At 39.8% G+C, this 18,877-nt stretch carries 18 protein-coding genes; 5 read left to right on the top strand and 13 right to left on the bottom strand.

Going from position 1 to position 18,877, the window contains the following annotated elements; genetic code table 11:
* Window positions 1-143: 143 nt before the first annotated feature.
* From AACZ88_RS03355 to AACZ88_RS03365, 3 genes are all read right to left on the bottom strand, one after another.
* Entirely contained in the window at window positions 144-1,319 is a 1,176-nt protein-coding gene (locus tag AACZ88_RS03355; RefSeq protein ID WP_339706157.1) for a VWA domain-containing protein, read from the bottom strand.
* 121 nt (window positions 1,320-1,440) lie between these two features.
* A complete protein-coding gene (locus tag AACZ88_RS03360; RefSeq protein WP_339706457.1) occupies window positions 1,441-1,713 on the bottom strand; it encodes a four helix bundle protein in 273 nt (90 codons plus the stop codon).
* Between the two features lie 133 nt (window positions 1,714-1,846).
* Window positions 1,847-2,740: a MoxR family ATPase gene (locus AACZ88_RS03365; protein WP_339706160.1), complete on the bottom strand. Its 894-nt coding sequence runs from the start codon at window positions 2,738-2,740 to the stop codon at window positions 1,847-1,849.
* A gap of 290 nt (window positions 2,741-3,030) precedes the next feature.
* Here AACZ88_RS03365 and AACZ88_RS03370 point away from each other — a divergent pair, with 290 nt between their 5' ends.
* On the top strand, window positions 3,031-4,890 hold the full coding sequence (locus tag AACZ88_RS03370) for an Ig-like domain-containing protein (RefSeq protein ID WP_339706163.1): 1,860 nt from the start codon (window positions 3,031-3,033) through the stop codon (window positions 4,888-4,890).
* Between the two features lie 139 nt (window positions 4,891-5,029).
* Here AACZ88_RS03370 and AACZ88_RS03375 read toward each other — a convergent pair whose 3' ends face one another.
* Window positions 5,030-5,509 (bottom strand): Dps family protein, encoded by a 480-nt coding sequence (locus AACZ88_RS03375; protein WP_339706166.1) that lies wholly within the window; start codon window positions 5,507-5,509, stop codon window positions 5,030-5,032.
* A 103-nt stretch (window positions 5,510-5,612) separates the two neighbouring features.
* Here AACZ88_RS03375 and AACZ88_RS03380 point away from each other — a divergent pair, with 103 nt between their 5' ends.
* Window positions 5,613-6,551, top strand: coding sequence for a LysR substrate-binding domain-containing protein (locus AACZ88_RS03380; RefSeq protein WP_339706169.1), 939 nt, complete (start codon window positions 5,613-5,615; stop codon window positions 6,549-6,551).
* Between the two features lie 152 nt (window positions 6,552-6,703).
* Here AACZ88_RS03380 and AACZ88_RS03385 read toward each other — a convergent pair whose 3' ends face one another.
* Entirely contained in the window at window positions 6,704-6,901 is a 198-nt protein-coding gene (locus tag AACZ88_RS03385; RefSeq protein WP_339706172.1) for a hypothetical protein, read from the bottom strand.
* A 149-nt stretch (window positions 6,902-7,050) separates the two neighbouring features.
* Here AACZ88_RS03385 and AACZ88_RS03390 point away from each other — a divergent pair, with 149 nt between their 5' ends.
* Window positions 7,051-8,319, top strand: a complete 1,269-nt coding sequence (locus AACZ88_RS03390) for a D-alanyl-D-alanine carboxypeptidase (RefSeq protein ID WP_339706175.1) — start codon at window positions 7,051-7,053, stop codon at window positions 8,317-8,319.
* Window positions 8,320-8,406: 87 nt separating this feature from the next.
* Complete coding sequence (locus AACZ88_RS03395) at window positions 8,407-10,134, top strand: amidohydrolase (protein ID WP_339706177.1); 1,728 nt, start codon at window positions 8,407-8,409, stop codon at window positions 10,132-10,134.
* Window positions 10,135-10,277: 143 nt separating this feature from the next.
* Here the strand turns inward: AACZ88_RS03395 and nudK are convergent, their stop codons facing one another.
* Window positions 10,278-10,862 (bottom strand): GDP-mannose pyrophosphatase NudK, encoded by a 585-nt coding sequence (nudK, locus tag AACZ88_RS03400; protein WP_339706179.1) that lies wholly within the window; start codon window positions 10,860-10,862, stop codon window positions 10,278-10,280.
* Between the two features lie 308 nt (window positions 10,863-11,170).
* Between nudK and AACZ88_RS03405 the strand changes: the two genes are divergently transcribed.
* Entirely contained in the window at window positions 11,171-12,742 is a 1,572-nt protein-coding gene (locus tag AACZ88_RS03405) for a M81 family metallopeptidase (RefSeq protein ID WP_339706182.1), read from the top strand.
* 138 nt (window positions 12,743-12,880) lie between these two features.
* Here the strand turns inward: AACZ88_RS03405 and AACZ88_RS03410 are convergent, their stop codons facing one another.
* The 7 genes from AACZ88_RS03410 to AACZ88_RS03440 all read right to left on the bottom strand — a co-directional run bounded on the left by AACZ88_RS03410 (window position 12,881) and on the right by AACZ88_RS03440 (window position 18,649).
* Window positions 12,881-13,270 (bottom strand): hypothetical protein, encoded by a 390-nt coding sequence (locus tag AACZ88_RS03410; RefSeq protein ID WP_339706185.1) that lies wholly within the window; start codon window positions 13,268-13,270, stop codon window positions 12,881-12,883.
* Entirely contained in the window at window positions 13,267-13,686 is a 420-nt protein-coding gene (locus tag AACZ88_RS03415) for a GreA/GreB family elongation factor (RefSeq protein ID WP_339706188.1), read from the bottom strand. Before AACZ88_RS03415 ends, AACZ88_RS03410 begins: the two co-directional genes overlap by 4 nt.
* A 171-nt stretch (window positions 13,687-13,857) precedes the next feature.
* The gene (locus AACZ88_RS03420) at window positions 13,858-15,150 is read right to left on the bottom strand and encodes a Glu/Leu/Phe/Val dehydrogenase (RefSeq protein WP_339706191.1); all 1,293 of its coding nucleotides are present in this window, start codon (window positions 15,148-15,150) and stop codon (window positions 13,858-13,860) included.
* Window positions 15,151-15,159: 9 nt separating this feature from the next.
* Complete coding sequence (locus AACZ88_RS03425; protein WP_339706194.1) at window positions 15,160-15,360, bottom strand: hypothetical protein; 201 nt, start codon at window positions 15,358-15,360, stop codon at window positions 15,160-15,162.
* Between the two features lie 256 nt (window positions 15,361-15,616).
* Window positions 15,617-16,024, bottom strand: a complete 408-nt coding sequence (locus tag AACZ88_RS03430; RefSeq protein ID WP_339706197.1) for a GreA/GreB family elongation factor — start codon at window positions 16,022-16,024, stop codon at window positions 15,617-15,619.
* A gap of 202 nt (window positions 16,025-16,226) precedes the next feature.
* Entirely contained in the window at window positions 16,227-17,552 is a 1,326-nt protein-coding gene (locus tag AACZ88_RS03435) for a sigma-54 dependent transcriptional regulator (RefSeq protein WP_339706200.1), read from the bottom strand.
* Between the two features lie 5 nt (window positions 17,553-17,557).
* Window positions 17,558-18,649 carry a HAMP domain-containing sensor histidine kinase gene (locus AACZ88_RS03440; protein WP_339706203.1) on the bottom strand — a complete coding sequence of 364 codons (1,092 nt, stop codon included), beginning with the start codon at window positions 18,647-18,649 and terminating at the stop codon, window positions 17,558-17,560.
* Between the last annotated feature and the right edge of the window lie 228 nt (window positions 18,650-18,877).

Below are 18,877 nucleotides of genomic sequence, written 5' to 3' on the forward strand. Positions count from 1 at the left end.
TGCTTATGAAAGCGACATCAATTCTATTCTTACAATTAATTGTCCTTGAAGATAAAAATTTGATACGATATCCGTAAATTTTTTAATTTAATTTTTCATTATTGATAAGAAATCTGAATAAGTAGTATCAACCTGATTATAAATTAAGTGTATTGATCGACTAAATTTCGTTTTTTTGGCAACAGCCTTATGGCTTGTTTAAGACTTTCTAAATTGTGGGCAGAGGCGAGCAAATCTACATAGGGTAAGGCCGTTTTCATGCCCAATGCATCTGGAGAGAAATTGGTGCTTCCTGCCAGTGGATTTAACCATATTACCTTTCTCGAAGATTTGTAAATAGTTTTCATTGCCGCTTCCATAAGCGCGGGTTCTCCCGTATCCCATCCGTCACTTAAAATAAAGACAATCGTTTTTTTATCCAATAAGCTATGCCGGTAATTGGAAACGAAATCTTGCAAACAACTTCCAATAGTCGTACCTCCCGACCAATGGGGCACCCTATCGGAAATAATATCGAAGGCTTGGTTGAATTCGTAATTATCAAGTATAGTGGTTACACGGTGCAGGGCCGTACTGAAAACGAATGTCTCTATCTTATCATAAGCATTCTGGAAGGCATAAATCAGGTGCACAAAAAACCGGCTGTACAAATCCATAGACTTGCTAACATCACAGAGCAGCACCAATTTCAATTTTTTCTCTTTTTTTTCACTATAGACCAGCCTTTGAATTTCACCACCTTTGCGCATACCCATACGAATGGTTCGCTTTAAATCTATTTTGTTCTTTTTTTTGGATACTCTTCGCAATCTGCTCTTTTGATGGGCGACTTTACGTGCCAACTTTTCAAGCAAGCGCATCATTAAAAGCATTTCATCCTCATTTAGATCGGAAAAATTCTTTTTGGTCAAAACCTCAATTTCGCTATAGGAAGAAACCGCCTTCTCTTCTTCGGAAGGTTTAAGGTTTAACCAGCTTTTTAAGGAATCAAAGCGAATTTCTTGTTCCCTCGCTTCACTACGTTTGCTCTTTCGTTCTAAAGTGTCTTTGGTTTTAGAATTGACGGCTTTGTAAAGTTGGTCCCAAAATTCTTTATAATACCCATCGAACTTTTCAAACTGGTATTGATTTTTAGCCAATACAATCTTTAATGCCTCTTTGAATTCCTTTTCTCGACGAATCGACAAATGAGACAGGGCACTGAGCGCATCGGCTTCTTCAATGACGCTTACAGGAAATCCTTTTTTTCTTAGGAATCTACATAGCAGGACTATGTTTCCCGAAAGTTCTGTTTTGTGTTGGATAAGTGGTTGTTCCATGGCAACGGGTACTGAATTCTAAATGCGAACTGTTGATTGTTGGATGCTTGGTATTCGATGCTCGATGCTCGATAAATCAAGCGACCGCTATAATTTATTCATAAAGCAATCATCGCATTTATCAATATATAACAAAAATCATAATGCTTTTCGAATACAGCTGAATTGATGTATTTGCGATGTTTTGCCTTGTGCAAGCAAGTAACGGCTCGGATAATAAACGAATTGCGTATCCCATAAATCTTCGAAATTCAGGCTTTGACTGCAAAATCGAACCCTCTGAGATATTTAAGGCAATTGAATCAGCTGCTCTTCGGGTTTGGGAAGATAAATTGTATACTTCCTTTTTAGGAAATTCATTTGTCATAAGGTCCATTTCCTCACCCAACTCCATCACATCCCGCCAAATACGTAGTTTTTCGAACTTAAATTTCGCTTCGCTCACCGCGCTAACATATTTACATTACTTTATTCATGATTTCTATATATTCTTGCATCGAACGTCGTGCTTCGTGCATCTGACCCTTCTATCCAATCCGGGATACCACTCCCGTTTTCTCTAACAGTTCGGAAAGCGCATCTCGGGTATGACGCATATCTTGCCAATCTTTTAATACGACTCCCAAGGTATCTTCTACGGTCTGTTTGTCTAAATGTGTCAAGTGCATACCGGCCAAAGCTCTAGCCCAATCGATAGTCTCTGAAATACCAGGAGTTTTTTCTAGTTTCAATTGTCGAAGCTCTTTCATAAAGATGCAAATCTGCTCTCCCAATTTTGTATCTACTTCGGGTACTTTGGTTTTCACTATGGTCAATTCTTTTTCAAAATCGGGATAATCGATCCATAGGTAAAGACATCTTCTTCGAAGTGCTTCGGAGAGTTCACGGGTGCGATTCCCCGTCAAAATGATTTGAGGCTTATGGGTTGCAGGTATGGTACCGATTTCAGGAATAGTCACTTGCCAATCGGACAAAACTTCTAGCAAAAAACTTTCAAACTCTTCATCGGCCCGGTCAATTTCGTCAATTAGCAAAACCGGCTTTTTCAAATGGGTTATCGCCTGTAAAATTGGTCTTTTTAACAAAAAACGTTCTGAAAAAATGGTCTCTACAAGCGCTTTGGCGCTTTGCCCTTTTTCTTCTTGCATTTTAAGATATAACAATTGATGTTGATAATTCCATTCATAGAGTGCGTGCGTACTGTCGAGCCCTTCATAGCATTGCAGACGAATTAAATCGGTATGCAATGCTTTGGCCATTACCTTGGCGACTTCAGTCTTACCTACTCCCGCAGGTCCTTCAATAAGCAATGGTTTCTCCAGTTTCATAGCAAGAAAAATAGACATTGCGATAGCGCCGTCGCCTATATATTCCTGCTCTTGAAGCATTTTTTGAATTTGCCCTAACTCGATATCTTTCATAAATTATCTTCAATCAATTCGTTGATTAAGATACCTAAAATCATTATTGGGGACAAGACAATAGGCACATTCGTTTTACAGTTGATAAAAATTTATCAGTGGTTCCTTGGGTACAGTTGCAATTGAACTTTAATTATTCCGATACATCGATATTAAAACTGAATATAAGAAAGACAATCTTTTCTTTGCAAGTTGAAGATAGGAGCATTCTACAGCTGACTTTCAATTCAGTGGTGTGCGATTGCTTCAATAAAAGCCCTAATCTTATCAACTCAACCTAAATTCGTTCCATGCCAAATCGACCTCATTTTTGGAGTATCTTTTTTTTCATTGTTTTATTTTCCTGTTCATCAGAAGAGAATAACACGGCCATCGAAGAAGAAAACAATTTAAATGCCATCGCTATTACGCTAGACATCACTGAAAATACGGTTTTATCTAACCAGGAAATAACGGTCACACTTTCTACTGAAATCGACATTTCCCGTCTTGAGATTTTTTTGGACGACCAAAATATCGAAAATTTCCTTGCACCACCTTACAATTTCATATTGGATATCGAGACCCTTGATGAGGGTGAGCATAAGTTAAAAGTAGCCGTCTACTCCAATGGTAAGAGGGTTGCATCTAAAACCATCACAGTCAAAATCGACAATATTGGTCCTCAATTATCTATTGATTCCATTGCAGCAAATGAACTCATCTGTAATAAAATTCGAGTTTCACCGAGAATTTCAGATATCGTTTCCAACGTAAAGAGTCTAGCGGTATTTCTTGATGATATTTTAGTTTCAGAAAGGGACAATAGCACAGATTTCTCTTTTATTTTAAACCCGGAAGAACTTCCTGCCGGAGAGGGCAATCTCAAATTCATTTCGGAAGATGACCATGGAAACATTTCTAGAGATTCTATTGACATCGCGATAGGGGAGAAAATTATGGCAATTAATTTTCCAAAAGATTTCATGCGTAAAGGCATAGAAAAAATACATATCGTTATAAGTGATTCCGATGGTAATTTTATAGATAGCCGTACGCATTCATCGGGTGAAATCGAAACCTTGGAATTTTGTTCTTTTGCCGAAACCAACGAGAATAGTGAATTCATTTTAACCTTTATCCATGATTTTAATAATACCATTTTCAATTTTTACGTTTATAGCAATCTCTCAAAAGGGATGTTGGGCAACGCGATAAACCTAAACAAAACATCAGGCGGATTAAGCCCTGCATCACTTAAGCTTGACGTTCCCTTTTATGAAGACAGCTATCAAATGCGGGCATCGGGACCATGGAACTCCTTAATATATTATAACGGCAAATTTTCAGGACACGTTTCTACCAAATTCAGCAACGAACTAGCGACCAACAAAACATTTATTAGTTACTTCAACAAGAACATAGCGGATAGCTATCAATGGGCTTGGATTACCGACCTACAGTCTAGAACTACTTTGGCACCAGAAGACTTTACTAAATCTAGAGTTACCGCGGCTACCTTTGAAATCGATAGTGGTTTTCTAAGTCCGATAATGAAAATAACTGGGTATGAAAATGAGGCCATGTACAGTGCTAGAACAGGTCACCTGCTTTATTCGGATGATTTGGAGGGACCTACTTCTTCTATCAAGAAATATTATTTTGCAGACATTTTTGACTATTACACGTATTCGGGACAAGTAGCCAATTACACTTGGGAAGGTTCCGGAAAACCTCCTTCAAGAATCACGATACCAGATGCCTCGATTGATTATAGTTTTTCAAACGGTCAAGTTCGCTTTACCGGTCTCCCTGAATATGAAGTAGGTCGAATTCGATTGATAGGCATTCGTACGGGTGGCGCAGTCCTTACTGCCGAGAACCCTTCTGTTCGTGTGGAATTAATTTTTGACGGTCAACAAAACGAAGTGATACTGCCCCAAATACCTGAAGGCATATTTCCTTCGGCAGTTACCCAGATGTTCGCTAATAAAACCTTTGAAATCAAACAAGGAGCTGCTGAAAACTATTCGGCGTTCAGTACTTATGGCGATTATATCTCTAAAGTTCTAGTACCCTCTGTTCCTTTCTATATTGCCTCCCCTTTTAAAGAAAGGGTATTCAAATCGGAAGGCCCTCAATGGTTACCTACAAATGAATTTCCATTTTAAATAAAAAAGGATATTTCGGTAAATCTTGAGACTTCAAATTCAGCAATACTGTATACTAGGTGCCACTAGTCTTTTTTTGACATAAAAAAACTGTCGCTAGGATTACCAACGACAGTTTTTTTAATCGAGAAAAGTATTTTTAAATCTCCTCGGCCAACCAAGCTTTCATCATCCAAACCGTTTTTTCTTGTTCGGTAATAAAATCGCTCATCATCGAGTTGGTTCCTTCATCTCCCGATTCACCCGAAGCATCGAGAATTCGCCGCTCAATAACCAATAATTCCTTCAACGAATCTACTATTAAACGAATGGCATCTTCATCTTTGGTTACGTTCTTGCCCACAGGAACCTTTGAATTTTCTACATATTCAGTAAAGGTATGCTGTGGTACACCTCCTAAAGTCAAAATTCGTTCTGCAATCTCGTCGACATTAAGATTTGCCCCGTTGTAAAGTTCTTCAAACTTGGGGTGCAGTTCAAAAAAACGTTTTCCTTTTATATTCCAATGAATACCTCTTAAGTTTTGGTAATACGTTTGAAAATTTGCCAATAACTGGTTTAAATCGTCACTTAATTCTCCTGATTTTTCGGCACTTAGGCCAATGCTATTTAGTTTCATCTTTCTTCCTTTAAATTCACCATAAAATTAAGAAATATAAGACGGTTTTCTCCATAGTCTTTATCGATAGTTTTTATATTTTTATAGCCTAAAATTATCATGTATGACCATAACCCAATTGCAATATGTATTGGCCGTTGCAGAGCATCAAAACTTCACCGTAGCCGCAAAAAAAAGTTTTGTTACGCAGCCTACTTTGAGCATGCAAGTTCAGAAACTTGAAGATGAACTTGATGTACTTATTTTCGACCGGAGCAAAAAACCCATATCGATTACCGAAGTGGGAAAAAAAATCGTGGCCCAAGCGAAAAATATTGTAAATGAGGCGGCACGGATCAAAGATGTCGTAGATCAAGAAAAAGGGTTTATAGGTGGAGATTTCACCTTGGGCATTATCCCCACCATTATGCCGACCCTGCTACCCATGTTTTTAAAAAATTTCATAAAGGCATATCCAAAAGTCAACCTAATAATCAAAGAACAGAGTACTGAAAATCTGATTCGTAATATTCAAGATGGTCATTTAGATGCCGCGATTGCCGCCACTCCCCTTGGCATTGAATTTATAAAAGAGCGCCCCCTGTATTATGAGCCTTTTGTAGGCTATGTACCAATTAATCATCGATTGGCCAATGTAGAAAAGTTAAATCCCGAAGATCTTGACATCAGTGATATTTTATTGTTAAAAGACGGGCACTGTTTTCGTGATGGGGTCGTAAACTTGTGCAATGCACCAAAAAATTATGCTGAAGAGCGTTTTCAATTGCAAAGCGGAAGTTTTGAAACACTGATTAATCTAGCCAATGAAGGACTTGGAATGACCTTATTGCCCTTCTTGAATACAATGACCTTGGATTCTTCAAAAAAACAGAATTTAAAATATTTCCATAGTCCGAGCCCGGCACGGGAAGTAAGTCTTATTTATCACAAGAAGGAACTTAAAATACATATTACGAATGCCCTGAAAGACACCATTTCAGGAATTGTACGAGGTGCCATTGCTTTTCAAGATGTGAATATTATTAGTCCGATCAGCAAATAAGCCAGTGATTCAATAAGCCCTCAGTACTTATCATGTCATAGTTTTGGCGCAAGAAACCAAAAAACATCAAGGAACCACAATAGCTCAAGGTCAACAACCAACTAGCGGCATGCCACAAAAAAAGCCACTTAAAATTTAAGTGGCTTCCTTTTTTATGCCTTTAATAATATAAGACTTTGTTGTAATTCTGGTTTATCATCTATAAATTGTTGCAACCAGAGTTTCAGTTCTTCTACTTCATCGGGCAACAACCGTGATATTGCCTTTTTAAGCTCTTTACAAAATAACTTCGTGTCAAAACTAACCTTTTTAAGCACGGTTTTGGTATACTCAAGCATAACTCCTGCCATATTCCAAAATGTTTTTATTAGTTGTTTAATTATGGTAAAGTTAAACATCAAAAGGTAAATGATATTGCCTTATGTCGTTAAAAATTAGATAAATTCGTGTTAAATTGTACGAAATTCAGGTAATATGTGAATCCTGTAATTTAGAATTTATGAGATTTTTTTTATGTAATATATTGGTTCTGTTTACCTTATCAAGTTGCGTTAGTATAAAAAAGAAAATCAGCAAAGAAATAGCCGATACGCTGAATTCCAAATTCTATACGAACCAATTTACAGGTTTCCTAGCTGTAGACGCAAAGACAAAAGATACGTTGTTCGATTACAATAGTGATAGATATTTCACCCCGGCCAGTAATACTAAAATCTTTACGCTTTATACCGCCTTACAATTACTGCCTGAAAAAATGCCTTCCTTAAAATACGTAAATAAAAACGACACCCTTTACGTCGAAGGCACCGGTGACCCAACCCTATTACATTCTTATTTTAAAGATAGTACGGCAATACACTTTTTAAATCAGCACCCCAATATTGCCATAAACCTTACGAATTCCCAAGAAAAAAAGTTTGGACCTGGTTGGTCATGGGGCGATTATGAATGGTACTATTCTGCCGAACGCAGTGCATTACCCTTATATGGAAATGTACTCACGCTCTTCAATCAAGAAAATTTGGTAGCACAGCCCGAATATCTAAAAAGTCATGTGACTCCAATACACTACTCCGCCAATCGAGAGCAGTCTGAAAATCGATTCTATTTCGCTGCTTCAAGGAAGGACACTCTAGAAGTTCCCTTTATTGTAGATACATCATTGACCCTATCGTTGCTACAAAAGGTCGTCAAAAATAACTTGTCCTTAGCTAAAAAATTGCCCGACGGAGAGCGAAAAGTATTGTACAGCGTACCTTCCGATTCGGTATACAAAAGAATGATGCAAGAGAGCGATAACTTTCTTGCCGAGCAGTTATTACTGGTTGCTTCCGCTAGCCTATCGGATACCCTCAACAGTCAAAAGAGTAGAGACTATATCTTGAAAAATCACCTATACGATCTACAACAACCCCCAAGATGGGTAGATGGATCAGGATTATCACGATACAACCTCTTCTCTCCCAGTTCATTGGTACATGTACTTACAAAAATATACGATGAAGTTTCGAGGGAACGCCTCTTCGCTTTGTTTCCGGCAGGTGGCGTTTCAGGAACCTTAAAAAATTGGTATCCGGGTAACCCAGACCCTTATGTTTATGCAAAGACGGGAAGCTTGGGCAACAATCATTGTGTCAGTGGTTATTTATTGACCAAATCTGGTAAAACACTAATATTCAGTTTTATGAATAACCATTTTCTACATCCTTCTTCAGAAGAAAAACGGCGAATGCAGGCTATTTTTGAAGAAATCAGGGATAATTACTAATTATTGCACAAGAAACCAAGGCAAGCGATAGCTGTGAAGCGCCCTAGGTAATAATAATTGTATATTCAGAAATTCAAATAATTGCCTATGTGTTTAAATAAATCCGTTTTCTGGAATTCAGCCCTCATCTTCCTTCTATTGACTGCATGTTCGACCCCAAAAAAAGAATCTGCCACCTTACTCATCTATGGAGGGCCTATTTATACGGTCGATTCTACGCAGGCGACCGTTGAAGCTGTCGCCACAAAAGACAACAAAATTCTCTTTGCCGGCAGCCTTTCCGAAGCCCGGGCATTTGAAAATGAAGCAACTCAAGTAATCGATTTAGAGGGCAAGACTATGACTCCGGGGCTTATTGAGGGACACGGTCATTTTATGGGACTGGGATACAATAATTTGAATCTAGACCTTGCGCATACCACAAGTTATCAAGAAATCATAGATGCCGTAACGGAGAGCGTCAAAACCGCGGCACCTGGTGAATGGATTATCGGTCGAGGTTGGCACCAAAGTAAATGGACAGAAATGCCCGAAGACATAGTTAAAGGCTTTCAGACGCATTATCGCCTCAGTGAGATCTCGCCTGATAATCCCGTATATTTAAGTCATGCCAGTGGCCATGCAGGTTTTGTCAATGCCAAAGCTATGGATATCGCAGGCATTGAACTTTTACCCAAAGATGGTATTGACAAACTTGAAATCGAAGGTGGTGAAGTCATGCGTGATGCGTTGGGAAGGCCCACAGGAATTTTTACCGAGGAGGCTATAAGTTTAATTGGAAAATATATTCCCGAGAGCACGCCCGAAAAAAATACCAAAGCTTTTGAATTGGCGATTGCCGCTTGCCATCAAAATGGTATTACTGGCTTTCATGATGCCGGTATTGGTCGAGAGACCCTTGCACTTTACGACCAAATGAAGACGGCGAACAAAATGAATGTCCGATTGTATGCGATGTTGGGCGGGTGGGACAAAGCACTGATTAGTGAATGGTATGAAAAAGGACCGTTAATTGATTCTCACCATTTATTAACCGTTCGTGCCATAAAATTAAGCTGCGATGGGGCCTTAGGCTCTCGAGGGGCATGGCTTTTAGAACCCTATTCCGATAGACCCGGTCATTTTGGCCACGAAACCCTCCCTATGGAAGTCGTAAAAGAAACCGCCCTCAATGGATTAAGACACGGGTTTCAAGTTTGCTCGCATGCCATTGGTGATCGAGCCAACAGAGAGGTACTCGACAATTATGAATCTGCATTTGCCGAATTGCCCGGGCTGACCAGCGACCATCGGTTTCGAATCGAACATGCCCAACATTTAAATGCCGCTGATATTACCCGTTTTGCAGCTCTAGGGGTGATTCCTGCCATGCAAGCGATACATTTATCTTCTGATCGACCTTGGGCCATCGACCGTTTAGGTGAAAATCGGATTAAGGAAGGAGCCTATATGTGGCAGGCATTATTGAAAAGCGGGATACCAGTGATCAATGGTACCGATGTACCCGTCGAACCCTTAAACCCGATTGCCAGCTTGTACGCCAGTATTAGTAGAAAAACTTTAAAAGGTACTCCTCAAGGAGGCTATGAACCTGATCAAAAAATGACGCGGGAACAGGCCTTGAAATCTTACACCTTAGATGCGGCCTATGGCGCTTTTGAAGAAGATATTAAAGGTTCCATTACCCCTGGAAAGCTTGCCGATTTTACCATTTATAGCCAAGATATAATGACCATACCGGAAGTGGACTTTCTAAAAACCGAAATCGAGATGACTATTTTTGATGGACAAGTGGTGTATACAAAGAAAGAGTAGGTTTCGGTAAAAAACAGAAGGTATCACAAGTTTTTGGTAATATTAAATGGAACCCGAAGTTGTGAAAAGCTATATATTGAGCATTGCGCCAGGTTCAACAGATTGTATCGGCATCCGTCTCTGGAGGAATCACCATAATGCCATTAGTTAAAAACCCTATTTATTGCCGCATACTGCAATAACATAATCGTCTTGGCATCCTTTATTTCGCCTTCGGCAATTAACTTCAGGGCTTTTTCAAAGGAGTATTCCAAGACTTCTATATTTTCGGTCTCATCGTCGGCTCCGCCACCCTCTCCTACTTTCATTCTGTCTTCATAAACACCTATGAAAAGATGTAAAATTTCGGTGACAGAACCTGGCGACATATAGGATTCATAAACTTTTTTCACATCATTAATTTGATATCCAGTCTCTTCTTCCACCTCTTTTCTAATACAATCTTCAGGGTTGTCTCCGTCTAAGAGTCCCGCACATACTTCGATCATCATTCCATCTTCATTACCATTGACATAGGTGGGCATACGAAATTGTCGGGTCAAAACCACTGTACCTTTCTTCTTGTTGTACAAAAGAATAGCTGCCCCATTGCCCCTGTCGTAGGCTTCACGCTGTTGCGTTTCCCAACTGCCATCTTCCTTTTGATAATCAAAAGTAAACTTGTTGAGGGTATACCAATTATCGGATAATAATTGCTTTTTGATATTTTTAATCTTACCGTTTTTCAAATTTTCAATATTTTGAAATTCAAAAGTAAACATTTCCACTGGGGGAAAAATGGTAGGGGGCTGTGATAATAAATTAAGTTTATGAAATAAAACAGCTATAAGCTCAAGGTGAAGAGCGTCTTCGATTGGTTGGTATTGCAACATTACCATTTTTAACCACTCTTTTTTACAAGAATAGTATTCAGGCAGCAGTTTTTATCTCAAACTGCCTTTTCAGATTTTAAAACCTTGAATTAGTTCTTGAATTACCTAATTTTAGGCCATAAGCGTACAAAACGTGTTTTTTTCAAACACCTAATATTTCCTATATGAAGAGATTGTTTTATAGTTTTTTGGTAATACTTCTTTTTTTAAGTTGTAAACAAAATAGCAAGAATGTTGAAACTCAAAAAACACTTCCTCGAATCGCCATAGCAGGCCTGGGTATAGAATCGAGTACCTTTTCTCCTGCCCAAACGCATGAAGAAGCCTTTCATGCCCGGATCGGGGATTCGATTTTTGGGCGCTATCCCTTTTTTGCCGATGATTCCGATGTTCGAAAAAGAGCAGAATGGATACCAACCCTGCTGGGCAAATCATTACCAGGTGGTATCGTTACCAGGGAGGCCTATGAGTCAATGGTCGAAAAAACCCTAAAAATGCTAAAGGCAGACGGACCCTATGACGGCCTTTTTTTCGACATCCATGGTGCAATGAGTGTTGTCGGACTTGAAGATGCCGAAGGCGACTTGATCAAACGTATTCGGGAAGTGGTGGGCCCGGAAGTACTGATCTCTACCTCTATGGATCTACACGGCAACGTATCGGAACGTTTAGCACAACATACCGATTTGATTACTTGTTACCGTATGGCACCACATGAAGATGCTTTAGAATCGAAAGAACGGGCTATCACCAACTTATTGGATCGTTTGGAAAACAACATGGGGAAACCAAAATACAAAGCCTGGATACCAGTTCCTATCCTATTGCCTGGTGAAAAAACAAGTACCCGAATTGAACCTGGAAAAAGTTTGTACGCAAAGGTTCCATCGGTCGCCAACCAAAAAGGTGTTATCGATGCGGCAATATGGATCGGTTACGCTTGGGCCGATGAACCCAGAAACCATGCAGTTGTAATGGTTACTGGTGACGATAAGGAAAAAGTGGTTTCTGGTGCCGAAAAATTGGCTGAGGCATTTTGGGAGGTACGCCGAGAGTTCGAATTCGTTGCCCCGGTCGCCACGCTGGACAAGAGTATAAAAATGGCGCTAAACAGCAAAAAACAACCTTTTATAATCAGTGACATGGGGGATAACCCTACAGCTGGAGGTGCTGGTGATGTAACTTGGACATTAAAAGAAATACTTGCTCGGCCAGAATTTAAATCGGAAGATGGCCCAACATTGATTTACGCCTCGATTCCAGGTCCTGAGTTAGTGGCTGCAGCTCAAAAAGTCGGCGTCGGCGGAAAAGTTTCTGCTATGGCAGGGGCCAAGGTCGATGACCGCTTTGCTCCCCCATTACAATTAAACGGAACTGTTACCGCTATTAAGGAAGGCGACCGAGATGCCGAAGTAGAAGTGGTCGTAAAGATTGGAAGTGTCAACGTAATCGTGACCGAAAAACGTAAGCCTTACCACCACTTAAAAGATTTTACCGACCTTAACCTAAACCCAAGGCAAGCCGATGTCGTGGTCGTTAAAATTGGTTATCTCGTTCCTGAACTTTACGACATAAGGGGAGATTGGGTAATGGCCTTAACCCCGGGCGGGGTTGATCAAGACCTCGAACGCTTGAATCATAAACAAATAAAAAGACCGATGTACCCCTTGGATGAAGCCATGGAAAAACCTGATTTAAGTGCTCAATTGATTCAGGCATCGGATAATTTAGAATAAAACCGGGGATACGGCACTCCATATAATCTCTGACCAACAACGATATAACTCGTAGCAGCCGTCGGGACTTACCTACTTCTCAATTTAAGGTAAGAAACAAAAAGGTTACTACATTAAAAATTGTCAAGTCAAAGTCTATCATTTTGCCAACAACAAAATCTTGGATAACATCTTCTTTTTTAAAACCCTGTACTTCTTAAGGTGCTCTCTATAAAGTTCTCTATGCTTCTCGTGATTGTGAAGGTAGTAGGAATCACAGGCCATATTATCACATTCGGCCGCATTTCGCATCGAGGTTTCATACCGGTATACCCTTCCCGTTATCAAGGTATTCTCCCGACGTATTTCCTGTAACAGCAAATATAAATTCGAATCGTTCAAAATACGGTCTTCGATTTCGGAGAAATACTCAAGTTCTTCACTTATGTATTCAAGATTCTCGGCCCAATCGTTAAGTTCCGCATTATCTTTTTTAAGCATGATTCGACTGTCGGACTCGTGGTGGTAAAAAAGTTTTGAATTACTCATAAGACCATATTTACGTTTATATGTTTGTTCTGCTGTTCTACACTTTGAATCGTCAGTTTTTGTTCTCCTAATGGAAACTCCCATATAACAGTATCGCCCTCGGCATAGCCCATAACAGCAGCTCCCATAGGTGTCAATATTGAAATTTTATTATTTCGCACATCACTTTCCGTAGGCATTACCAACTGGAAACTTTTTTCCCAGCCCTTATCTGAAATAATTCTTATAATCGAATTAAACCGAATTACGTCGTCAGGCATTTCGTTTTCATCCAATATTTGGGCAGCGTCAAGCTCTCCGACCAACTTTCTAACTGATTTTGCCAGCGTGGCATCTTTATAGTACCCTGAAAGGTTCATTAGTTTTTTTAGTACTACATATTCCCTTTTTTCTATGACTAAACTACCGTACTTCATATTTTTTATTTTCATTGTTCAACCCCTGATTATTTGATTTCCCTTGTAGGGCCCTATCCACTTCAAAATATTCTATGATTATCAGAAACCCATCACAATACATCTTGAAATATTCGTTCTTCTTTTTTAAGTCGCTTTTACAGTTGAAAGCATTTTTTCTCCCTTAAAATCCTATGGAAAAATGCCGCGTTGCTTGTAAGCTTGCTCTAGTCGCTCAATTGCGATCATAAAAGCAGCCGTTCGCATGTCTACCTTTCGCTCATCTGAAATTTCCCTGACCTTGTCGAATGATGTTCGAAGTTTTTTTTCGAGTTTCTCCATCACTTCCTCCAGCTGCCAAATTTCCCCGTTTCGGTTTTGCAACCATTCAAAATAACTACCAATAACACCCCCTGAATTGCAAAGAATATCCGGAATGATTTCAACACCATTCTCCAAAAGTATTTTCTCAGCTTCTACATCTGTCGGTCCGTTGGCACCTTCTGCTATTAAATATGCTTTCACTTTTGGTGCGTTCTCGGCAGTAATCTGGTTGCCGAGAGCAGCAGGAATACAGATATCACAATCCAATGCAAAGAATTCAGAATTATCGATAGGCCTGGTATTTGAAAAACCGACAATGCCATTTTTATTGCCGTGGGCATAAGCAAAGAGTGCTTCTACCCCAATTCCATTGTCATTGACGATACTACCATAAGCATCTTGTACGGCTACCAGGGATGCCCCTGCTTTTTCTAAAAAATGAGCGGCCCAATAGCCTACGTTGCCAAAACCTTGAACGACAAACTTCTTATCTTTCAAATCAACTCTCTTATGTTCGGCCCAAAATTTTATACTAAGGAACACCCCATACCCAGTGGCCCTGTCCCTTCCATAAGAACCGCCCGCCCCTATGGGTTTCCCTGTGACCACATGCATATTTTTAGAGCGCTCCGCAGGAGCTTTCGTAGACATGAACGTATCTAAGATCCACGCCATAGTCTGCGCATTGGTATTTACATCAGGAGCCGGAATATCGAGTTCAGGACCAATATTGTCGCCCAAGGCATACGTAAACCTTCGAGTAATACGCTCAAGTTCAGCTTGGGAATATTTGAAAGGATCCAGTTGAATGCCTCCTTTGGCACCACCATAGGGCAAACCTGCCAATGATGTTTTCCATGTCATCCACATGGCCAAAGCCTTAGCTGCGTCGATATCAACGGTCGGGTGATAGCGTAAGCCCCCTTTATAAGGGCCAAGCGCATTATTATGTTGCACTCTGTACCCCTTAAAAACTTCGACCTCACCATCATCCATACGAACGGGAAAGTGTACCACGAGTTCATTGTTCGTCACTTCCAGAATCTTACGAATATTGGGATTCAAGTCTATAATGTCAGCAGCATTGTCAAACTGGCGCATCACATTATCCAACATCCCCTGCTTGCGTTTAAGCCGCTTTTTCAGTGTTTTTGTTATCATAGCTTTGTATTAAGCAAATTGTTTCCAAGTCATGTGCGAATTTCGTGTTCCGACTTTTTTTAGTTTGTCAAATCGTTTCTTCGGCTCAAAATTGAATTCGACGGTATTTTCATATTCACTACAAGATGTGATGTCACTCTTATCGGTCGTAAGCACACAGAACGATTGATTATAGCACGTGACACATATGCTTCTATTTTGTTCTTCCATCACTTTTTCTTTTTAAATCTTAACCTAGTTTCTAAAAAATAGCTCGTATTTGTTAACGCCCAAGATCAAAGCGATATCGCCCTATGAATTGATGATGCGCAAGAAATTTTCGTTTCAACATTTGTCTTAGTGGGAATCCGATTTTTTATTTGGAATGTTTATTAAAATCCACTCGACGTTTCATAGCTACGGAAAGCCATTGGACCGAAAGGCCGAGCGGATCAAACAACCAAACTAACTAAACTTCTTTTTCAGGTTACGGGTTATTTGAAAGAATGGGCTGCTCGACATCTAGAATCTCAAGAGATTCTACTCCCAATGGAAAGCCATGGGGTACTTCATCGCCTTTGGCAAGTCCTACAATAGAAGAGCCCAGAGCAGAAAAAACAGAGATTTGGCCGCCCTCCATTCCATATTCCGAAGGGGTCACCAATTCAACATTTCTGTGCCACCCGGTTTTAGAAGCTAAGGTCACCTTTGAATGTAGGCGCACCACATCATCGGGCATTTCAGCCTCATTGCAAACCAGCGCCGTGTCTAGGTTTTCCTTTAATTTATCAAGAGAATGCTTATGGGCATAATCTTCATAGTATTTCCCGAAGTAAAGCAACCGCTTCGTTTCCACATAGTCTTTTTTTTCAAATATCAAACTGCCGTATTTCATATCACAATCCCCTTAAGTACAAGCTAAAAGAATAATAATTTTACTCATAATCTTTCTATGGCAAGTAGCGTGCCTAAAAACTGCAATTAAGAACAGAAATTCACAATTAACTTACTATCAAATCATTATTGCTTATCAAGCAAAAACATCGATAAATAAAGTGAGGAGATTTTACCCGGTCGGAGATTTTCACCCCGGTAGATTATTTTAATTTTTCACGAAGTGTCTTACGGTCTATCTGTAAAATTTCGGCGGCCTTTGTCTTATTATTATCCGTGGCGGAGAGCACACGCTGAATATATTCTTTTTCCATTTCCTTTAAGGAGGCAAATGAGTTTTCGGGAAACTCAATTTTAAATTTCAGGCCCTCGGGAAGGTCCTTTACATCAATTTTACCATCACTCATAATAACCGCACGTTGTATCACGTTTTCCAGCTCCCTAATATTTCCGGGCCAGTCATACCGTTGCAACACTTTTATAGTCTCGGGAGTAACCTGCAAAATACGATCTTTGTACTCCACGCCGTATTTTTTTATAAACCGGTCGACCAATAATGGAATATCGGACTTTCTTTCCCTAAGGGGCGGCACATTGATTTGAACAACGGTCAATCGATAATACAGATCTTCGCGAAACGATTTATCGCTGATACTTTCCAACAAATCATTGTTTGTTGCAGCTATAATTCGAAGGTCTAATTTTTCGGTTTTTTGTGACCCCACTTTGGTTATATTCTTTTCCTGAAGCGCCCGCAGCAATTTGGTCTGCACCGCCAGTGAAGCGCTGCCTATCTCATCTAAAAAAAGAGTGCCATTGTTTGCTGCCTGAAAAAAACCGTTCCTATTTTCATGTGCTCCGGTAAAAGCTCCTTTCATATAACCGAAAAGTTCGGCCTCGAGCAACCCTTCGGGTATTGCGCCACAATTTACAGCAACAAAAGGTGCTCGGGAAAACTTGCCCGAATAGTGAATGGCCCTCGCGACCAACTCTTTTCCTGTGCCGCTCTCACCCTGTATCAGTACCGTTGCCCTATTGTCTTTTACCCGCGCTATGATGTCAGTAACTTTACCGAATGCCTTCGATTGTCCGATCATATCGGCATAAATTGGGCTCTGAGGCGCTCCTTTGCTTTTCGTCTCAGGCTTTCTTTTCGTACGGGTTTCAAAAGATTTTGATACCGCTTGTCTTAATTCTTCCTTGGTAAAAGGTTTGGTCAAATAATCAATAGCACCCGATTTTATCACATTCAAGGCCCCATCAATTGAGGGGTAGCCGGTTATGACCAATTTTGGAATATGAGGATAATGTTCCGCAGTATATTTTAATAATTGTAGACCATCTATTTCGGGCATTTGAATATCAGTAATCAATAGATCAATTTCGGTATCCTTTAAAATATATAAGGCCTGCTTGACCGAAATGGCCTTGTACGTGTGATATTCGAGCGACTTTAAATGGCGCTGTAACAATTCTAAAATATGAACATCATCATCTACAATTAAAATATTTTCTTTGTTCAAGGCCATAAGTGCTACAGTTTTCGAAATGTAAGGGTAAATATAGTGCCTTGGGGATTATTAGGTCGATGGCTTATGTTTCCTTGATGGCTTTTTACGATACCATGTACAACACTTAACCCAAGTCCCGACCCTTCCCCAAAGGGTTTTGTGGTAAAAAATGGCTCAAAAATTTTATCTTGAATAGGCTCAGGTATTCCTGATCCCTCATCCGTGATTTCAATAAGTACTTGGTTGGGCTTGTCGATTATTTCAATCGTAATCGTGCTTCCTTCAGGAGAAAAATATATGGCATTAATGATCAGATTAAACAGCACTTGGGTCAGCTGAATTTTGTCAATTTTGAGCTGTACGTCTTCTTGATCCGATGTAAACCAACACTCAACTTTATTGGTTTTCAGTAGGGCATTGAGCAAGGCAATGGCATCTTGGGTCACCGGAATTATATTGACCAGATTTTTTTGCTGCGGCATTTCGCAGGCAAAGAACATCAATTTTTTGACTACCTCCCGTGAATAAATAGCACTATTAATTATTTTCTCAAGGTCTTTTGAAGCCTGACTTCCCGAGGGGATACTCTCTTTCAAAAGTTCTGTAAAACCCAATATATTGGCCAATGGCGTATTGATTTCATGAGCTATACCAGCAGTAATTTCCCCCAAGATTCTTAAGCGATCGGACTGCTCGACCTGTCTTTTGATCAATACTTCGTTTTCCTTAATTTCCTTTCTTTCCAGAAGGTTACCTATTTCAAGGGCCACATTGTCAAGCAACTGTTGTTCTTCTTCCAAAAAATCTTCGACCCGATACTTATGCGAAGGGTACCCAACTTTCAATTGTCCGTTTTCCTTATTAAAAACAGTTATTTTCGACTCGAGGAACACCCGGTCAAGGTTTTTTTTATCCGTAGTAATGGTATAGATTCCCGTATCTATAGAGACATAGGTGTCTTTACTGTACTGCCAAGCTTTTTGCAAACTTGCGGCAATGGCCTCCAGAGCCACCCGAATTTCGGTATAATCACAATTAACAATAATTGAAGTCACCTCGTAAAGACAGGTAAGTTCCTTGATCCGTTCCTTTAATTTTGCTTCCGCTGCTATCATTGGTTTATCTTGTCGTAATCAAATTATGTTAATCACATTTTTTCCATTTATGAATTACCGTGAAAAATTACTACTTATTTTGCTCAAGAACAAAGCACGTTCTCCTTTCATTTCATAGACTATCGAAAATAAGATACCGCACCTGCTTTGATTCCAATTGGAAGTATCACAGCTAAAAATTAGCTGCTGCCTTGTCATATTTTTGAAATGCGCGTAACTAAATAAATA

Source organism: uncultured Kriegella sp. (assembly GCF_963975415.1).
Lineage (GTDB): Bacteria > Bacteroidota > Bacteroidia > Flavobacteriales > Flavobacteriaceae > Kriegella.

Coding starts and splice junctions, on each gene's coding strand:
- AACZ88_RS03375 (WP_339706166.1), bottom strand. CDS start 5,509: ATGAAACTAAATAGCATTGGCCTAAGTGCCGAAAAATCAGGAGAATTA.
- AACZ88_RS03410 (WP_339706185.1), bottom strand. CDS start 13,270: ATGAGTAATTCAAAACTTTTTTACCACCACGAGTCCGACAGTCGAATC.
- AACZ88_RS03405 (WP_339706182.1), top strand. CDS start 11,171: ATGAAGAGATTGTTTTATAGTTTTTTGGTAATACTTCTTTTTTTAAGT.
- AACZ88_RS03430 (WP_339706197.1), bottom strand. CDS start 16,024: ATGAAATACGGCAGTTTGATATTTGAAAAAAAAGACTATGTGGAAACG.
- AACZ88_RS03420 (WP_339706191.1), bottom strand. CDS start 15,150: ATGATAACAAAAACACTGAAAAAGCGGCTTAAACGCAAGCAGGGGATG.
- AACZ88_RS03425 (WP_339706194.1), bottom strand. CDS start 15,360: ATGGAAGAACAAAATAGAAGCATATGTGTCACGTGCTATAATCAATCG.
- AACZ88_RS03355 (WP_339706157.1), bottom strand. CDS start 1,319: ATGGAACAACCACTTATCCAACACAAAACAGAACTTTCGGGAAACATA.
- AACZ88_RS03360 (WP_339706457.1), bottom strand. CDS start 1,713: ATGGAGTTGGGTGAGGAAATGGACCTTATGACAAATGAATTTCCTAAA.
- AACZ88_RS03435 (WP_339706200.1), bottom strand. CDS start 17,552: ATGGCCTTGAACAAAGAAAATATTTTAATTGTAGATGATGATGTTCAT.
- AACZ88_RS03440 (WP_339706203.1), bottom strand. CDS start 18,649: ATGATAGCAGCGGAAGCAAAATTAAAGGAACGGATCAAGGAACTTACC.
- AACZ88_RS03415 (WP_339706188.1), bottom strand. CDS start 13,686: ATGAAGTACGGTAGTTTAGTCATAGAAAAAAGGGAATATGTAGTACTA.
- AACZ88_RS03390 (WP_339706175.1), top strand. CDS start 7,051: ATGAGATTTTTTTTATGTAATATATTGGTTCTGTTTACCTTATCAAGT.
- AACZ88_RS03365 (WP_339706160.1), bottom strand. CDS start 2,740: ATGAAAGATATCGAGTTAGGGCAAATTCAAAAAATGCTTCAAGAGCAG.
- AACZ88_RS03370 (WP_339706163.1), top strand. CDS start 3,031: ATGCCAAATCGACCTCATTTTTGGAGTATCTTTTTTTTCATTGTTTTA.
- AACZ88_RS03380 (WP_339706169.1), top strand. CDS start 5,613: ATGACCATAACCCAATTGCAATATGTATTGGCCGTTGCAGAGCATCAA.
- AACZ88_RS03395 (WP_339706177.1), top strand. CDS start 8,407: ATGTGTTTAAATAAATCCGTTTTCTGGAATTCAGCCCTCATCTTCCTT.
- AACZ88_RS03385 (WP_339706172.1), bottom strand. CDS start 6,901: ATGGCAGGAGTTATGCTTGAGTATACCAAAACCGTGCTTAAAAAGGTT.